We start from the raw sequence: 16,366 nt of genomic DNA, 5'->3' as shown, positions 1-16,366 counted from the left end.
GTCGTTATGAATCGTCGTCAGCGCTGCTCAGCTGCCGGTCGCCTGACTGGGCAGGTCCTCTGCCGTGATGCTCGCCTCGTCATCGTCGCTGGAGCTTGCCTCCGGCGTCGACAGGCTGACCAGCTCGCCCTCGGCGTTGCGCGTGAAGTTGCGCACGATGACCCCGATATCCTCCGGTAGCGGCGCAAACTGGCTGCAGCGGCTCAGCACTTCTTGCATGTCCTGATAGCCACTGTCGCGACGCGAGTCGATGGTCGCGCGCGAGAAGTCGATATCCTTCAGAGAGGTCTCGCCCGGGCGCGCCGAGGCCAGCAGGCGCACCACGTTGATCGAGGGCTGCTGGGTCATGGCGAGGATGCGCTGGATCTTCGGCGACTGGCGCAGCTCCTCCGGCAGATGGTCGGCGAGATTCTCGATCCCCATGCGCAGCGCCTGATTCTCCTCCAGCAGATTGAGGTGCTCCCCGGCACGGCTGGAATACTGGATGTCCTTCTCGCGCAGCTGCGCCTCCTGCAGGGTCTCCGGCACCTTGCCATCGGCACTCCACAGGTCGATCACGTAGCAGTTGACCACCGTCTCGCCATGCGGACGCTCCGACAGCACCCAGCTGACGGGCGTATTGGAGTAGAGACCGCCATCCCAATAGGCTTCGCCATCGACCCACACCGGCGGGAAGGCCGGTGGCAGGGCGCCACTGGCCAGAATATGGCGGTGATCCAGCGCTTCATGCGAGGAGTCGAAGTAGCGCAGCGCGCCGCTGCCGATATTCACCGCCCCCACCGACAGGCGAACGTTCTCCGGATGGCGGGCATCCAGGCGCTCGAAGTCCACCAGCCGGTTGAGCGTGTCGCCCAGCGGCTCGGTGTCGTAGAGGCTGGGCGGCTCACCGAAGAAGCTCTGCCAGATCGGTACCGTCCACAGCGGGCGCGGGCGGAAGAAGCCCGGAATGCCCCACAGCATGGCGGAGGTACGCGCGACACTGCGCTCCCACGGATGGAAGGCGGGGCCCATGCTGGCAGCGGGTTGGGCGATGCCATACCAGAATGACTCAAGGGCCTTGAGGCGCTCGCCCTCCGGATTGCCGGCGATCAGGGCACCATTGATGGCGCCGACCGAGGTGCCGACCACCCAGTCGGGCTGGATACCGGCTTCGGCTAGCGCCTCGAAGATGCCGATCTGGTAGGCGCCGAGCGCACCACCGCCTTGCAGCACCAGAATATTGAGCGCATCGGCGCAGAAGTCGCAGGATGTATCACGCATGAAACCTTCTCCTCTCTAGCAGTGCAGCACTCCGCCGGGGAATGCCCGAGGTCAGGGGGACCGTCGCGAGCGAGACGCCATGTGATGGGGGAGGCGTGGACTCGTGGAGGCGGCGAAAGGGTGACGAGGTGCATATCAAGGGCAGCAAAGCACCTGATCAAGGCAATGAGACACTGGTGAAAAGCAATCGAAGTGCTTTTATTGTGCAGTGCAGCATGGCGCTTGTCAGCATAGCACGCATCCTCGCCTTGCGTGTCTGCGATCTCATTCAAACGATTGACTGAGGCGGCAGGGTAAAGACGAGGGAGAGGTCAGGAACAGGAGCAGGAACAGGAGCAGGGGCAGCAGCCGTGCGGCGGTCATTGGCACCAGGGCGTCAGCCACAGGTCGGCTGCCAGCAACAACAGGGCATAGCGTCCGCCCTTGGCGATCACGATCAGGACGATGCTTTTCCACCACGCCAGCCGGAAGACGCCTGCCAGCACCGTCAGCGGGTCGCCGATCAGCGGGGCCCAGCTCAGCAGCAGGCTCCAGGCGCCGAAACGGCGATACCACAGGGTGCCGCGCGCCAATGCGCGCCGCGAGACCGGAAACCAGCGCCGTGTGCGCAGACGACGGGCGCCACGCCCCAGGGCGACGTTGATCAGGCTGCCGAGCGTGTTGCCCAGCGTCGCCGCGATCCATAGCGCCCAGGGCGCGTGCCCCTGGCACCAAAGCCCCGCGAAGGCCGCCTCCGATCCGCCGGGCAGCAGGGTGGCGCTGGCCAGCGAGATCACGGCGAGCGAGGTCAATGCCGGCAATGACAGTAGGGCCACTTCACTCATATCACTTTCTTCTGTTTTTCACGGTGGCAGGGCGCTGGGGGTGGCTTTCTTCCCTCCTCAGCTCGGGTATGCTGTTGGCACGTCAAAGCCATATTTCGGGAGCTTCCTGCATGCATATTCCGTGCGTCCTGACGATAGCGGGCTCAGACCCCTCCGGGGGAGCCGGCATTCAGGCGGACCTCAAGACATTCTCTGCGCTGGGCGCCTACGGGGCCAGCGTGATCACGGCGCTGACGGCGCAGAATACCTGCGGTGTGCGCAGCGTGGAGGCGGTCTCGCGGGAATTCATCGCCGCACAGCTGGACGCCGTGCTGGATGATCTCGATATCCGCGCCGCCAAGATCGGCATGGTGGCCGATCCGCTGGTGGTGGAAATGCTCGCCGACCGCCTTCAGCAGCGTCGCCCGCGCTGGGTCGTGCTCGACCCGGTGCTGGTCGCCAAGAGTGGCGATGCGCTGGTCAATGATGCTGCCATCCAGTCGGTGGCCGAGCACCTGGTGCCGTTGGCCGACATCATCACGCCCAACCTGCATGAAGCCGCGGTACTGCTGGGTGAGCGGCGCCTGATCGGGCGCTCCGACATGTCCGAGGTCGCCCGCGAGCTGCGTGCCAGAGGCGCGAAGGCGGTGTTGATCAAGGGCGGTGCGCTTGAGGGGCAGGCCTGCGATGACCTGCTGGTCAGCGATGCCGGCGAGCAATGGCTGTGCGCACCGCGTATCGAGACCGACAACCTGCACGGCACCGGCTGCTCGATGTCTTCCGCCATCACGGCGCGACTGGCGAACGGTCTGCCGTTGCCGCAGGCGGTGGTCGAGGCGCGCGAATGGCTGCTGGGCGCGCTGCGCGCCTCCGACCAGCTCAACGTCGGCAAGGGCCGTGGTCCGGTGCATCATTTCCATGCCCTGTGGTAAGTCAGCGAGAGCCAGCCTGTGAAACCCAGTCTGCAGGAGTGATGAACCCCGCGAGCTCCCCTTGATCCCTGCCAGCCAACGAGTAGATGCCATGCCTATATCGCCGCTGTATCGCTTGTCCGTGTCAGCTGTCCGTGGCGCCGCTTGCAGCCTGAACGCCGCCTGTCATGCCGTCAGCCTGCCGGTGGCGAGTGCGCCGCGCTGGCTGGCCGCGGGCGTGATGGGGGTGCTGCTTGCCACCACCAGCCCGGCGGCGCTCGCCGTCGAGATCAAGGGGGTGGCCTTCGCGGATCAGGTGACCACGCAGTCCGGCCAGCCGCTGACGCTGATCGGCAGTGGGCTCTTCACTTACCTGCTGTGGGACGCCTATGTCGGCGCCTATTATCAGGATGCGCGTCGCCCTCGCCCGGCGCCGCTCAAGGATGTCTCGCGTCGCCTGGTGCTGGAGTACTTCCATGCCATCGATGCCGAGGACTTCGCCAAGGCGACCACCAAGGGCGTGCGCAAGAACCTGTCAGCGGCGGATTTCGCGGCGATCGAGCCTGAATTGACGCGCTTCAATCGTGCCTATCAGGACGTCGTGCCGGGGGATCGCTATGCGCTGCAATGGCTGCCCGCCGGTGGCGGCAGAGGCACGCTGTCGCTGGTGCTGAACGGGCAGGTCATCTTCGAAAGCGATTCACTGGCGCTGGCCAATGGCCTGTTCGCGATCTGGCTTGGCGACGAGCCGGCCCAGCAGGATTTCCGTACCCAGCTGCTGGGGCAGTAGCGCGTTCTCCATCCGGGCCCTCTAGCCCCTCTTTAGCCCCTCTCTAGCCTATCTGGCCCATCTAGGCCATTTAGCCTATCTGGCCCATCTGTCACGGCATCGCCATCGTCTTGCGCCTCTATCGCGCCTCTATCGAGACACCACGAAAAACGCCCCTGCCGGGAGTCCCGGCAGGGGCGTTTTTTCATGCTCGTCTTTCTATCTTTCCATCACTCTTTCGATCCTTGCTATCTACCTGGCGGGGCTGACGCGCTTGCCTGGGCTTACTTGCCTTCGGCAGCCTTGATGTCGGCCTGCAGGGTGTCGAGGATCTTGCTGCCACGCTCACCGGATTGCTCACGATAGACTTCCCAGCCCTTCTCGCCGACCGGGCGGAAGGCTTCGCGCTGCTCATCGGTCAGCGTGATGATCTCGATGTCGCTGTCTTCCTTGATCTTCTCCAGACGGTCGGCGTTGTACTCCTCCTGCTTCTCGAAGATGTACGGACGCATCTCGTTGGTGACCTTGTCGAGCATCTGCTGCTGCTCGTCATCCAGACCGGAATAGAAGTCACTGGAGGCCACCAGCGTGGTGATGAACTGCGCCTGCTTGGCCTGGATCATGTAGTCCTGAACTTCGTAGAAGCTCATTTCCTGGATGGCGAATACCGGGTTCACCTGGCCGTCGATCTGGCCCAGCTGCAGGCCGGAGTAGACCTCGGAATAGGGCATCGGCGTCGGGTTGGCACCGTAGCCGCGATAGCTCTCGACCAGAATCGGCGAGGTCATGGTGCGGATCTTGAAGCCTTCCATGTCCTCGGGTGTCTTGATGTCGCGGTTGCCGGTCCACACCATCCAGCCTTCCGGAATCACGCCCAGCAGCTGGAGGTTCTGCTCGGTGTAGGCCTCGGACAGCATGTCGATGGCCTTGGAGTTGCCGAGTACCTCTTCATTGACGGCATTGTCGTCGGAGAACAGGAAGTGCAGCGTGAAGACGCCCGATTCCGGAATCACCGAGGCCAGGTGACCCGGTGAGGCAAAGGTCAGCTGGATGGCATCGCTCTGCACCAGTTCGGTGAGTTGTGAGGAGGTACCCAGTGCACCGTAGGGGTAGATCTCGACATCGATGTCACCGCCGGAAGCCTCTTCGATGCGCTTCTTGAATTCCTGGGCGTAGGCATCCTGCACACTGCCGGAGACCTCCTCCAGCGCGAAACGCCAGGTGTCCGCCTGCACGCCCGCGGAGGCCAGCGCCGCCATGCCCAGGCCGGACGCGAGGGCGCCTCCCTTGATGAACGCGGCGAGACGAGAAAGGGGAACAGGAGTCCTGGACGTCTCGCGATTCTGCTCGGGTGACGGGTTCCATTGCATCGTCATCTTGTTCTCCTTGTGTGATTTCCATCAGCGTCGGGCGGCTCTGGGCATACCCGGCGTGCAACTTGCATCATTTAGATAATATTGCCATTCTTAATATAATAAAAAAATTACCAAGTTGGATAGTATGATTAGAATTTATTATGAATAAGCTGAGCCTGTGCGCATGAGGCTCTGGTACTCGAGCTCTGGTGCTTGAGTTCTGGTACCTGAACTCTGGTACTCGAGGACCTGCTCGTCGCTCGCCAGAGCTTCGCGCTCGGTCTTCACGATCGGTCTTCACGATCGACCCCCGGCGCCAGACCGACATGCCGCGCATCGGCCGCATACTGATTTCAAGCGCCGCTAATAAAGCTAGAACAAGAGTAGCCAAAGTGAAAATCGCGGCGGTGCCGCGGAAAATTTCAATGGATCGTACTGGCAAATGCAGGCCGTCTGGCGCAAACCACTGCACTCATGACGTCTGGTAGAAAGCCTATCTGGCAGGATGCCACATCAACAGGAAGCCGCTTCATGAACTCGCCCCCCTCCAAGTCTCCCTCCGCTGATGAGACCCGCCCCGCCCCGGCCGAGACGAATGGCGCTCAGGACCCCCTCGCACATCTGCCTGCGCCGCTGCGCCGTCTGGCCGCCTGGTTCGAACGTGGTGACCAGGGCCTGGCGCATGTCGAGCGATGGTTGATCGCCCTGTGTGTGCTGGGCATGGCGACGGCCAGCATCGCCAATGTCATCGGGCGCAACGTCTTCAACTACAGCCTGCCGTTCACCGAAGAGCTGATGCAGATCCTGCAGCTGTGGCTGACCTTCCTCGGCATCAGTTACGGCGCGCGCGCCGGGCGTCATATCCGCGTGACGGCGCTGCTGGACTTCATGCCGCCGTGGTTGCGCAAGGTGCTGCTGATCGCCGGACAGGTCATCACCTGTGCCTTGCTGGCCTACCTCGCCTGGCTGGCGGTGGATTATCTGCAGAGCCTGGCCAAGTCCGGGCGTGTCACGCCGTCGCTGCGCTGGTCGCTGGCGGCGCTCTATGCCGTGGTCCCGCTGGGGCTCGCACTCGGGGCGCTCCAGTACCTGATGGCGATTCTGCGCAATCTGCTGGCGCAGGGCGCCTGGTTGTCATGGCGTACGGCGGAGATGGACGAGAACGAGGAAGTCGACGGCAGCGGCGCGCTCTAGCCACTGCGTCTGGAATGTCTTCTCGATGCCTCGATAGACGATTGATCACACTTCATTGACCCAGGGACGGAAGCTGCGATGTGGATTCTGCTCGTGATGGTGGGGCTGCTGTTGCTTGGGGTACCCATGATGGTGCCATTGAGCGTCGGCACCTTTTTCTTGTTGTTCAGCGATTTTCCCTTCCTCAAGCCGGAGCTGGTGATCCAGCAGATGATCGGTGGCCTGCAGCCGGTGGTGCTGACGGCGGTGCCGATGTTCATTCTGGCGGCCGATATCATGCTCAAGGGCTCCACTGCCCAGCGCCTGCTGGATCTGGTCGAGCGCTTCGTCGGCCACTGGCGCGGCGGCCTGCCGGTGACCACCGCGCTGGGCTGCACCCTGTTCGGCGCGGTGTCCGGCTCCACCCAGGCCACGGTGGTGGCGATGGGGCGCCCGCTGCGCCCGCGGCTGCTGGAAGCCGGTTACAGTGACAAGTTCACCATCGCGTTGATCATCAATGCCTCCGATATCGCGCTGCTGATTCCGCCCTCCATCGGCATGATCATCTATGGCGTCGCGACCGGTACCTCGGTGGGTGACCTGTTCATCGCCGGTATCGGCCCGGGGCTGATGATCCTGGTGCTGTTCTCGCTCTACTGCATGTGGAAGTCGTGGAAGCTGGGCATCGCCCCGCAGCCCAAGGCGGACTGGCCCGCACGCCTCAAGGCCTTGAAGCGCGCCAGCCTGCCGGCGGGCTTCCCGGTGATCATCATCGGCGGCATCTACTCGGGCATGTTCTCGCCGACGGAGGCCGCCACGGTCTCGGTGATCTACGCGCTGATTCTCGAGATGCTGATCTATCGCGGCGTGACCCTGAAGGACATGCCCAGTGTGGCCTTCTCCACGGGGCTGATCACCGCGGTGGTGTTCATTCTGGTAGCGGCGGGCGCGGGCTTCTCGTGGATGATCTCCTTCGCCAAGATTCCGGATGCCATCCTCGGCGGCTACATCCCCTACCTGTCGGAGCATGCGCTGGCGCTGTTGGCGGTGATCGCGGCGGCCTACTTCGTCGGCTGCATGTTCGTGGACCCCATCGTGGTGATCCTGATTCTGGCCCCGGTGTTTGCGCCAGCAGTCGATGCCGCCGGGCTGGACCCGGTGCTGGTCGGTACCCTGGTTACCCTGCAGGCGGCGATAGGTTCGGCGACCCCGCCCTTCGGCTGCGACATCTTCACGGCGGTGGCGGTATTCCGAAAACCGTACATGGAGGTCATCCGGGGGACGCCACCCTTCATTGCCCTGCTGTTGCTGGCGACGGTGCTGCTGATGCTGTTCCCGCAGATCGCGCTGTTCCTGCCGAGCCTCGCCAACTAGCAGCTCGCCAACTGGCAGCTCGTCCACTCAAGTAGCACCTGTCGCGCCCCGCAGGCTCAGTCTGCGGGGCGTTCGCGTCTGGTATGCTCCCGAACACGAAATGTCATGAACATCATCCATCTCTTGAAGGAGCAAGCGGCATGCGAGCATTGATCCAGCGCGTCACACGGGCGGAAGTCGTGGTCGAGGACGAGAGCGTCGGCGCCATCGAGGGCGGTCTGCTGGTGCTGGTGGGTGTCGAGAAGGGCGATGATGAGGCGCGTGCCGACAAGCTGCTGCACAAGCTGCTGCATTACCGGGTCTTCGCTGACGAGAACGACAAGATGAACCTCAACGTCCAGCAGGCGGGCGGCAGTCTGCTGCTGGTCTCGCAGTTCACGCTGGCGGCAGACACCGGCAGCGGCATGCGCCCCAGCTTCTCCTCGGCGGCGCCACCGGCGGAGGGCGAGCGGCTGTTCACCTATCTGGTCGACAAGGCACGTGAGCGCGGGCGAGAACTCGGGGTGGGAATCGAGACCGGACGCTTCGGGGCCAACATGCAGGTCTCGCTGCTCAATGACGGGCCGGTGACCTTCCTGCTCGAGAGCTGATCGCGCAGACCGAAAAAAGCCGCCCCCGAGGGGGCGGCTGCAAGCATTGGATGACGGGACTGCGCCGTCTCGCGGGAGCGCGGCGCAGGTAACGCAGTCTTACTGCACGCCTTCCGGGTTGCGTGCGTTCAGGTAGGCCTGTTCAGAGACCTCATGCCACTTCTCGACCTTGCCTTCGAAGGTGGTGTAGGACTCGTAGATGCGGCCGGCCAGATCGTTGGAGTCGCCGAGTTTCTTGACCACTTCGCCGGACAGCTCACGCGCCTTGTCGAGCACGTCCTGCGGATAACGGCGCAGCTCGACCTTGTGCTCGTTGAGCAGTGTCTCGAGGGCGTCGTTGTTGCGCGCGGTGTACTCGTCGAGCATGTCCTGGTTCACGTCACGTACCGCGGAACGCAGGATGGCCTGCAGGTCCTTGGGCAGCTCGGCCATGGCGTCGTCATTGACGATGGCCTCGAAGGTGACGGTCGGCTCGTGCCAGCCCGGATAGTAGTAGTACTTGGCGGCCTGATAGAGACCGAAGGCCAGGTCGTTGTACGGGCCGATCCACTCGGTGGCATCGATGGCCCCGGACTGCAGCGAGGTGAAGATCTCGCCGCCCGGCATGCTGACCGTCGCCACGCCCATCTGCTGCATGACATCGCCACCCAGCCCCGGCATGCGCATCTTCAGGCCGTCGAGATCGGCAACCGAGTTGATCTCCTTGTTGAACCAGCCGCCCATCTGCACGCCCGAGGCACCACCGGCCATGACTTCGACACCGAACTTGTCATAGACCTCGTTCCAGAGCTCCAGCCCCCCGCCGTAATGCAGCCAGGCGTTCATTTCCTGTGCGGTCATGCCGAAGGGGACGGCGGCGAAGAACTGGGCTTCCGGCGCCTTGCCTTTCCAGTAGTAGGAGGCCGAGTGGCCGATCTGCGCCGTACCGGAAGAGACGGTATCGAGCACCTCGAAGCCCGGCACCAGCTGTCCGGCGCCGTAGACCTTGATCTTGAGGCGTCCATCAGACATCTCATCGACGAGACGCGCGAGGCGCTCGGGACCCTGGCCTACGCCCGGGAAGTTCTTCGGCCACGAGGTGACCATCTTCCAGGTGTAGGTATCCGCGGCATTGGCGATGGCCGGTAGGGTGCCCATGGCGGTCATGGTGCCGACGGCGATGCCGAAGGCGAGTTTGTTGAGTTGCATGGCATGCTCCTTGAAGTGCCCGATTGTTGTTGTGCACCGGTCAGGGACTGGCGCTGGGCAAGAGGTGGGCCGCGAACGGCTCCCGTGCATCTGCATGAGCCGACTGGCGGCTCTCCCATCAGCTGGCGGGGCAGGCCCCGCCAATTCAGTTGCTGCTCTGTGTTTGTTCTGTCCTTGCTCTGTCCTTGTGCTGTCTCGTCACTCGTGGCCTAGAACTGGGCCGGCAGCCAGGTCGCCAGCCCCGGGAAGGCGGCCAGGGCGCCCAGCATGCACAGCTGGATCAGGATGAACGGCACGACACCCTTGTAGATCTGGCTGGTGCTGACTTCCTTGGGCGCCACGCCGCGCAGGTAGAACAGTGCGAACCCGAAGGGCGGCGTCAGGAAGGAGGTCTGCAGGTTGATGGCGATCATGATGCCCAGCCAGATCGGGTCGAGGCCCATGGCCAGCAGCACCGGGCCGACGATCGGCACCACCACGAAGGTGATCTCGATGAAGTCGAGGATGAAGCCGAGCAGGAAGATCACCAGCATCACCACCAGGGTGGCACCGATGACGCCGCCGGGCATGTTCTCGAAGATCTCGGTGACGACCTCTTCGCCGCCGAAGCCGCGGAACACCAGCGAGAACAGCGCGGCACCGATCAGGATCAGGAACACCATCGAGGTGACATTGGTGGTGGAGCGCACCACTTCCGTCAGGGTCTTCAGGCTCAGCTTGCGATTGGCGAGGGCCAGCATCAGCGCACCGAAGGCACCCACGGCAGAGGCTTCGGTCGGGGTCGCGAGACCGCCGAGAATCGAGCCGAGCACACAGACGATCAGCACGATCGGCGGCACCAGGCCCTTCATCAGCAGCCAGAAGATGCTGCCGGTATGCCCCAGCTCTTCCATCAGCGCATCACGATCGACGGCCGGCGCCTTCTCCGGCTTCAGCCAGGCGACCATGGCGATGTAGACGATATAGGCGAGTACCAGGATCAGGCCCGGAATCAGCGCGCCGATGAACAGGTCACCCACCGAGACGGTTTTCGGGCTCCAGATGCCCATCGACAGTTGCGCCTGCTGATAGGCGGAAGACAGCACGTCGCCCAGCAGAACCAGCGCGATGGACGGCGGGATGATCTGCCCCAGGGTGCCGGTGGCACAGATGGCGCCGGTGGCCAGTGACGGGTCGTAACCGCGCTTGAGCATGGTCGGCAGTGACAGCAGGCCCATGGTGACGACGGTCGCACCGACGATACCGGTGGAGGCGGCCAACAGCATGCCGACGATGGTCACGGATATCCCCAGCCCGCCACGCAGCGAGCCGAACATCAGCGCCATGGCGTCGAGCAGCGTCTCGGCGACCTTGGACTTCTCCAGCAGCACGCCCATCAACACGAACAATGGCACGGCCAGCAGGGTCTGGTTGGTCATGGTGCCGTAGAGGCGGTTGGGCATCGCGGACAGGAAGCTGGCATCGAATACGCCCTGGGTAATGCCCAGCGCATCCAGCCCCATGCCGAGTCCGGCGAAGGCAAGCGCGGTACCGGCCAGTGACAGCGCCACCGGATAGCCCAGCATCAAGACGATACAGATACACACGAACAGCAGCAGTGGCATGATCTCGAGCATTACACCAGCTCCTCATCGTGGTCAGGGGTGTCATCGCTCGCATGCGGAGAGGGCAGGCGGCCCATCAGGAACAGCAGGTGGCGGCCGGCTTCCGCCACGCCTTGCAGCATCATCAGGATGGCGATGGCCGGAATCAGGGTCTTGAGCAGGTAGACGCCCGGCAGGCCGCCGGATTCGGGCGAGGCTTCCTTGATGCCCCAGGAATCGCCCACGTAACCGAGGCTGGAGAGCAGGATGAAGGTCATCACCGGGAACAGCAGGAACAGGGTGCCGCCGAGATCGACCCACGACTTCCCGCGGTGCGACATGCGCTGATAGAAGATATCCACCCGCACATGGCCGTCGTGCTTGAGCGTGTAGCTGGCGGCGAGCAGGAAGACGGCCGCGTGCATGTACATCACGGATTCCTGCATGGGGATGCTGTTGATGTTGAAGGCGTAGCGCAGCATCACGATGGTGAATTCGACCAGCATCATGATGACGACCAGCCAGGACACACAGCGTCCCAGCCCCTCGGTCATGCGGTCGAGCCCTGTGAGCCAGCCGGGGGTAGAGGCATTGGCAGACATGGAGTCCCCTTGGCCTGCGGGTAGCAGGTGATGATTGTTGGTGTTGTTGTTGCTTTGCCGACAGCGTCTGCTGTGTCTTTGCCAAGCGCTTGTGTTGCAAGCGATTGCTGGCAAGGTCGCCAATTCAGATGTTGCTCATGTTGTGGTCAGTCGCGGTGTCCAGCAAGCCGTGATGGCATCGCTTTGAACAACGCTATTCCACGCTTCATCCCTGTAAGTGACGTCGCTCGGATGCGGCATGCCATCAGTCATCGCTAAGTCAACGATTAATCCACGTCATTGGCAGACAAAGAGTAGCGAGCGGCGCCGCAACAACAAATGGATCATTGGTCTGACAGGCGGTTTTTGTCTTTGCTTACAGTGAGATAGGCGAAGAAATGCCGGCAGGCAGGCAAGAAAACGGGCAAGTAAGGGCGCGGCAGATCGCGTTATGCGCATCCAACAGTCGGCAAGCGATGCGCCGCAGACGCGATGGCAGGGGTGAGCATCATGGCGCAGACAGCTGCCGGCAAGCCGTAGCTGAGGGAAGCCTGGGTCGGGAAAGTCAGGCGGGAGAGCCAGGCAGTAGAGGGGGGCGATATCCGGGGGATCGATATCCGAGGGGCAGGTCAGAGATGCCTATGCAAGAGAGGCAGGCGTCAGGCGAGCCCGATCGCCTTGCGGCATGCGGCTGGCAGATGGACTTCTACCGCAAGCGGCAGATGGTCGGAGAACAGGTGCGACAGCGTGGTCGGGTGGCTCAAGCGCAGCGTCGAGGAGACCAGGATATGGTCGAGCCCACGGCGTGGCTGCCAGGCCGGGTAGCTGTTGATGGCCTTGCTGGGGCGGGAGTCGAGTGCCTCGCTGAACGCCTTGTGCTGACGAAGCTGGGCCAGCGTGCAATTGAGGTCGCCCATCACGATGACATGCTTGAGGGGCGCGATCAGCTCGCCGAGGTACTGCAGCTGACGATGCTGGATACGGGCGCCGAGTGCCAGGTGGGTCACGAAGACATGCAGGGCGTGTTCGCCCTCGCCGAAGCGGGCATGGATGGCCCCGCGTCCCGGCAGCGTACCGGGCAGGCTGTGCTCTTCGAGATGGCTGATCGGCAGGCGAGACAGCAGGCCGTTGCTGTGCTGAGCCAGGCGGCCCAGGTTGCGGTTGAGCTGCTGATAGCGATGCGGGAATTCGGCCGTCTCGGCCAGTGAATCGACCTGATTGACGTTGCCGGAGCGGAAACTGCCACCGTCGACTTCCTGCAGCCCGACGATATCGTAGGGCGTGATGGCGGCGGCGATCAGCTCCAGACGCTTGCGGCGCATCGGGTGTGGCAGCACATGCTGCCAACCGCGGGTGACGTAGTGATGCCACGCCGCGGTATGGATACCGACCTGCATGTTGAAGGTCAGCAGACGCAGGGGAGGTGCCGTCTCGTCGAGTCCGGCACCTCCCGCGGCGCTGGCGGCCACTGGGTCAGCAGCCGCTGCCATCAAGCGGCGTCCTTGCTGCCGGCTTTCTCTTCACGCACCTGCTCGACCAGCTCGTCGGTGATCTTGAGCATGTTCTGCAGTGAGCCTGCCGTGCTCGGCGAGATGACATAGCGGCCATCCACGATCAGTGCCGGTACGCCCATGATCTTGTAGGCGCGCATCTGGGCGTGGGCCTGATTGACCTGGCTCTTCACGCCGAAGGAGGTCAGCGACTTCTTGGCGTCTTCTTCGCTGACGCCGTAGTCGCTGTAGAACTTGGCGATATCATCCGGGTCGGTCAGGCGCTGGTGGTCCTGATGGATGGCATCGAAGAAGGCCTTGTGGGTCTCGTCGAGGATGCCCAGGTCCTTGGCGGCATAGAAGGCATAGGCGTGCTTGACCCAGTCCTGCCCCATGGTGGCCGGCAGACGGTTGAAGGTCACGTCACTCGGCAGCTCGTCGACCCACGGCTCGAGGCTGGATTCCAGCTTGTAGCAGTGCGGGCAGCCATACCAGAACGCTTCGACCACTTCGACATTGCCCGCCGGCGCGTCGGTCTTCACCGGCTCGTCGAGTACCTGGTAGTCCTTGCCAGCTTCAGCGGCGAACACGCTTGCTGACAGGCCAAGGCCCGCCACCAGAGTCAGTAGGGGTTTCCACTTCATGGAACATCTCCATCGGATTGAGGCATGCCCGGGCATGATACCCGGCAACATTAGTGATGCATCGAGTATGCGTGTCAGCCACCACTGCTGTCGAGACTGCCGGGCGGGACACGGCGGATCACTGTCGGGCCAGCCTAGCGTGACAAGGTTGACCGTTGGATGAACGCCGTTCGATCACGCGCCGTACAAGGCGTCGCTCGATCACGCCCCGTGAATGGCGTGCTGGTGCCGGTCGTCATCAAGTCAGTCATACGCGACAACCGGCTGAACGGATGCCTCAGCGCAGGCCGTGGAGATATTCGGCCACCTGCTGCATGTCGCTGTCACTCATGCGCGCGGCGATGCTGCTCATGATGGCGTTCGGGTCGTTGTCGCGGCTGCCGTCGCGGAAGGCCTTGAGTGCTGAGACGGTATAGGCGGGGAATTGCCCGGCCAGCGCCGGATAACCTGCCGAGTCGATGCCTTCACCACGCGGACCATGACAGGCTGTGCAGGCCGCGATGCCACGCTCGAGCGAGCCGGCCCGATACAGCACCTCGCCTGCACGGGCCGCCTCTGGCTCGGCCTGACCACGATTGGCGGGCTGCGCGGCGTAATGGGCCGCGATATCGGCGATGTCCTGATCGCTCAGGTTGTCGGCGATACCGGCCATCTGCGGCACCGAGCGGCGACCATCCCGGATGTCGGCCGTCTGCTTGCGCAGGTAGTGGGCCTGCTGGCCAGCAAGATGGGGGAAGGCCGGCGTCGGCGAGATGCCCTGGGCGCCATGACAGGCAGCACAGACGGCAGCCTTGGCCTTGCCTGCCGCGGCATCGCCGACCAGCGACTCGGCGGCGGCCCCCGTCGGCAAGGTGGCGGCCAGCGTCGTGGCAGCAAGTGCCAGCAGCAGGCGCAAGGGGCGCTCGGGGGTCTGCCTTGGTCTCATCAGCTCATCCATTTCACTGGTCCCTGTTTCACGAAGAGGCCCGTTCGGGGCTTGTATCATCCGGCGTGGATGGTGGCCTCTGTCATTTCCCCGGTGCCCGCGCCGTGCTGCGCGCGGTGAGAAGTGCACCCCACTCTCGCAGCCCGTGAGAGCAGGGTGGTACACTAGGCCTCATGATCGCCATGCTGACCATGCAGGCAGTATAGCGAATCCCCTCAGGGCGCGTGAGCGTGCCTGTCGCCAGTCGTGTCATCGCAGTAATCCAGTGCATCTTCCCGCTGTCGTCGGCAAGTTGCAGCGCCGATGGCAGGGCATGCGGCACTCTTTTCGTTACACCGGTCGTTTCTTCTGCTCTCTCGTGATGTCGCGCGGGCGAGACGTCCGCCTTCAACAGGTATTCAGAACTCCCATGGCCGAATCAGCTCCTTCGACCCCCAAGCTCCATTATCGTCAGGCGCGCTTCCTGATCAGTGCCGCGACTCTGGCCCAGTGCCCGACGGACGTGGGTGCCGAAGTGGCCTTCGCGGGTCGCTCCAATGCCGGCAAGTCCAGCGCCATCAATGCGCTGACTTCGCAGAAGGCGTTGGCCCGTACCTCCAAGACCCCCGGCCGCACCCAGCTGATCAACTATTTCACCATCGGTGAAACGGGCCGCCATCTGGTCGATCTGCCCGGCTATGGCTATGCCAAGGTGCCGGACAAGGTGAAGCGCGAGTGGCAGTCACACCTGTCCAACTACCTGCGCAACCGCCAGTCGCTGCGGGGCCTGGTGCTGCTGATGGATGTGCGCCATCCGCTGTCCGAATTCGACCAGATGATGCTGGGCTGGGCCGATGAGGCCAAGATGCCGGTGCATATCCTGCTGACCAAGGCGGACAAGCTGAAGCGCGGGCCTGCTGCGGCAAGCCTGCAGAAAGTGCGTCACGCGCTCAAGGAGTGGGAAGACCTGGTCACCGTGCAGCTGTTCTCGTCGCTGAAGTACTCTGGTGTCGAGCAGGTGCATGCCAAGCTCGACGAGTGGCTGGCGGACCCGTCGGTGATGGACGGCGTGGAAGAGATGGCAGGCGATGAGGCACCGCAGGACCCCTTCGACGACTGATTGAAGGTGTAAGGCGATTTGGGGCGAAGCCTCGAACCACGCCACCTTGCATGACGAAACGGCCACCCCTCGGGGTGGCCGTTTGCGTTACGACAGGCGTGTTGTCACTCACCTCTGCGCTTTTACGCTTCCCCAGGGCCACTCACATGAACAGGCTGCGCGTCGCGCTGCTGATGGGGTCAAGGCGGGTCAAAGAGCTCGTTTCCCTGGGTGCCGAGAGAATATGCGGCACCTTTACCGCGGGCTCGACGACTTCCGGCATCGTCACGGCCTCGCTGGGGACGAGCAGGCTGCGCATGGCCTCCTGTGGTGAGGCCGCCGGGGCCTCCTGCACGCCGGATTGCAGCGTCGCGAGGCTGGCACGCCCACTGTAGACCGCCATGATGACCAGCAGCGCGGATGCCAGCACGATGGCGACCCCTTTCAGCAGGGCGCGGCTGGTCTGTCGCGAGGGCGTCATGATCGGCGCGCGCTGCTCGCCTTCACCATGCAGGGGCGGCCTCTGGGGAGAGGAAGATGACACACGGTAGCGCGGGAGCGAGTGGGTGCTCATGCTGGCCTCTCCTGTTGAGGTCGAGGTGGCAGGCATCTCCCAGCGCAGATTCAGGAACCCCAGACAGG

General features: G+C 63.5%; 16 protein-coding genes. 6 read left to right on the top strand and 10 right to left on the bottom strand.

Annotated features, from left to right (window positions below; all coding sequences use genetic code 11):
- Nucleotides 1–27 precede the first annotated feature (27 nt).
- A complete protein-coding gene (locus R2R70_RS09770; protein ID WP_192839066.1) occupies nucleotides 28–1,260 on the bottom strand; it encodes a patatin-like phospholipase family protein in 1,233 nt (410 codons plus the stop codon).
- Nucleotides 1,261–1,619: 359 nt separating this feature from the next.
- Nucleotides 1,620–2,084 (bottom strand): YqaA family protein, encoded by a 465-nt coding sequence (locus tag R2R70_RS09765; protein WP_410977911.1) that lies wholly within the window; start codon nucleotides 2,082–2,084, stop codon nucleotides 1,620–1,622.
- 110 nt (nucleotides 2,085–2,194) lie between these two features.
- On the opposite strand from R2R70_RS09765, the gene thiD reads away from it, so the two are divergent.
- Together thiD and R2R70_RS09755 are read left to right on the top strand one after the other, a co-directional pair.
- Entirely contained in the window at nucleotides 2,195–2,995 is an 801-nt protein-coding gene (gene thiD / locus R2R70_RS09760; RefSeq protein ID WP_410977910.1) for a bifunctional hydroxymethylpyrimidine kinase/phosphomethylpyrimidine kinase, read from the top strand.
- 91 nt (nucleotides 2,996–3,086) lie between these two features.
- Nucleotides 3,087–3,764, top strand: coding sequence for a chalcone isomerase family protein (locus R2R70_RS09755; RefSeq protein WP_244995120.1), 678 nt, complete (start codon nucleotides 3,087–3,089; stop codon nucleotides 3,762–3,764).
- A gap of 263 nt (nucleotides 3,765–4,027) precedes the next feature.
- Here the strand turns inward: R2R70_RS09755 and dctP are convergent, their stop codons facing one another.
- Complete coding sequence (gene dctP / locus R2R70_RS09750) at nucleotides 4,028–5,119, bottom strand: TRAP transporter substrate-binding protein DctP (protein WP_234368071.1); 1,092 nt, start codon at nucleotides 5,117–5,119, stop codon at nucleotides 4,028–4,030.
- A gap of 510 nt (nucleotides 5,120–5,629) precedes the next feature.
- Between dctP and R2R70_RS09745 the strand changes: the two genes are divergently transcribed.
- The 3 genes from R2R70_RS09745 to dtd all read left to right on the top strand — a co-directional run bounded on the left by R2R70_RS09745 (nucleotide 5,630) and on the right by dtd (nucleotide 8,235).
- The gene (locus R2R70_RS09745) at nucleotides 5,630–6,292 is read left to right on the top strand and encodes a TRAP transporter small permease (RefSeq protein WP_159055814.1); all 663 of its coding nucleotides are present in this window, start codon (nucleotides 5,630–5,632) and stop codon (nucleotides 6,290–6,292) included.
- 78 nt (nucleotides 6,293–6,370) lie between these two features.
- A complete protein-coding gene (locus R2R70_RS09740; RefSeq protein WP_410977909.1) occupies nucleotides 6,371–7,645 on the top strand; it encodes a TRAP transporter large permease in 1,275 nt (424 codons plus the stop codon).
- 140 nt (nucleotides 7,646–7,785) lie between these two features.
- Nucleotides 7,786–8,235 carry a D-aminoacyl-tRNA deacylase gene (dtd, locus tag R2R70_RS09735; RefSeq protein WP_131431125.1) on the top strand — a complete coding sequence of 150 codons (450 nt, stop codon included), beginning with the start codon at nucleotides 7,786–7,788 and terminating at the stop codon, nucleotides 8,233–8,235.
- Between the two features lie 99 nt (nucleotides 8,236–8,334).
- Here dtd and R2R70_RS09730 read toward each other — a convergent pair whose 3' ends face one another.
- The 6 genes from R2R70_RS09730 to R2R70_RS09705 form a co-directional block, all read right to left on the bottom strand.
- The gene (locus tag R2R70_RS09730; RefSeq protein WP_410977978.1) at nucleotides 8,335–9,381 is read right to left on the bottom strand and encodes a TRAP transporter substrate-binding protein; all 1,047 of its coding nucleotides are present in this window, start codon (nucleotides 9,379–9,381) and stop codon (nucleotides 8,335–8,337) included.
- 251 nt (nucleotides 9,382–9,632) lie between these two features.
- Nucleotides 9,633–11,039, bottom strand: coding sequence for a TRAP transporter large permease subunit (locus tag R2R70_RS09725; RefSeq protein ID WP_054556429.1), 1,407 nt, complete (start codon nucleotides 11,037–11,039; stop codon nucleotides 9,633–9,635).
- Nucleotides 11,039–11,608 (bottom strand): TRAP transporter small permease subunit, encoded by a 570-nt coding sequence (locus R2R70_RS09720; RefSeq protein WP_043333327.1) that lies wholly within the window; start codon nucleotides 11,606–11,608, stop codon nucleotides 11,039–11,041. The genes R2R70_RS09725 and R2R70_RS09720 overlap by 1 nt, the downstream gene beginning before the upstream one ends.
- A gap of 638 nt (nucleotides 11,609–12,246) precedes the next feature.
- Nucleotides 12,247–13,077: an endonuclease/exonuclease/phosphatase family protein gene (locus R2R70_RS09715; protein WP_192839072.1), complete on the bottom strand. Its 831-nt coding sequence runs from the start codon at nucleotides 13,075–13,077 to the stop codon at nucleotides 12,247–12,249.
- Nucleotides 13,077–13,721, bottom strand: coding sequence for a thiol:disulfide interchange protein DsbA/DsbL (locus R2R70_RS09710; protein ID WP_043333328.1), 645 nt, complete (start codon nucleotides 13,719–13,721; stop codon nucleotides 13,077–13,079). The genes R2R70_RS09715 and R2R70_RS09710 overlap by 1 nt, the downstream gene beginning before the upstream one ends.
- Before the next feature lie 277 nt (nucleotides 13,722–13,998).
- A complete protein-coding gene (locus R2R70_RS09705) occupies nucleotides 13,999–14,616 on the bottom strand; it encodes a c-type cytochrome (RefSeq protein WP_176678204.1) in 618 nt (205 codons plus the stop codon).
- A gap of 439 nt (nucleotides 14,617–15,055) precedes the next feature.
- On the opposite strand from R2R70_RS09705, the gene yihA reads away from it, so the two are divergent.
- The gene (gene yihA, locus R2R70_RS09700) at nucleotides 15,056–15,745 is read left to right on the top strand and encodes a ribosome biogenesis GTP-binding protein YihA/YsxC (RefSeq protein WP_054556430.1); all 690 of its coding nucleotides are present in this window, start codon (nucleotides 15,056–15,058) and stop codon (nucleotides 15,743–15,745) included.
- Nucleotides 15,746–15,887: 142 nt separating this feature from the next.
- On the opposite strand, the gene R2R70_RS09695 is transcribed toward yihA, so the two are convergent.
- The gene (locus tag R2R70_RS09695; protein WP_410977908.1) at nucleotides 15,888–16,298 is read right to left on the bottom strand and encodes a hypothetical protein; all 411 of its coding nucleotides are present in this window, start codon (nucleotides 16,296–16,298) and stop codon (nucleotides 15,888–15,890) included.
- Nucleotides 16,299–16,366: the final 68 nt, after the last annotated feature.

Origin of the sequence: Cobetia sp. SIMBA_158, assembly GCF_046566945.1 — a bacterium.
Taxonomy (GTDB): Bacteria; Pseudomonadota; Gammaproteobacteria; order Pseudomonadales; family Halomonadaceae; genus Cobetia; species Cobetia amphilecti.
The sequence above is the reverse complement of the archived record's forward strand: the minus strand, read 5'-3'. Positions and strand labels throughout refer to the sequence as shown.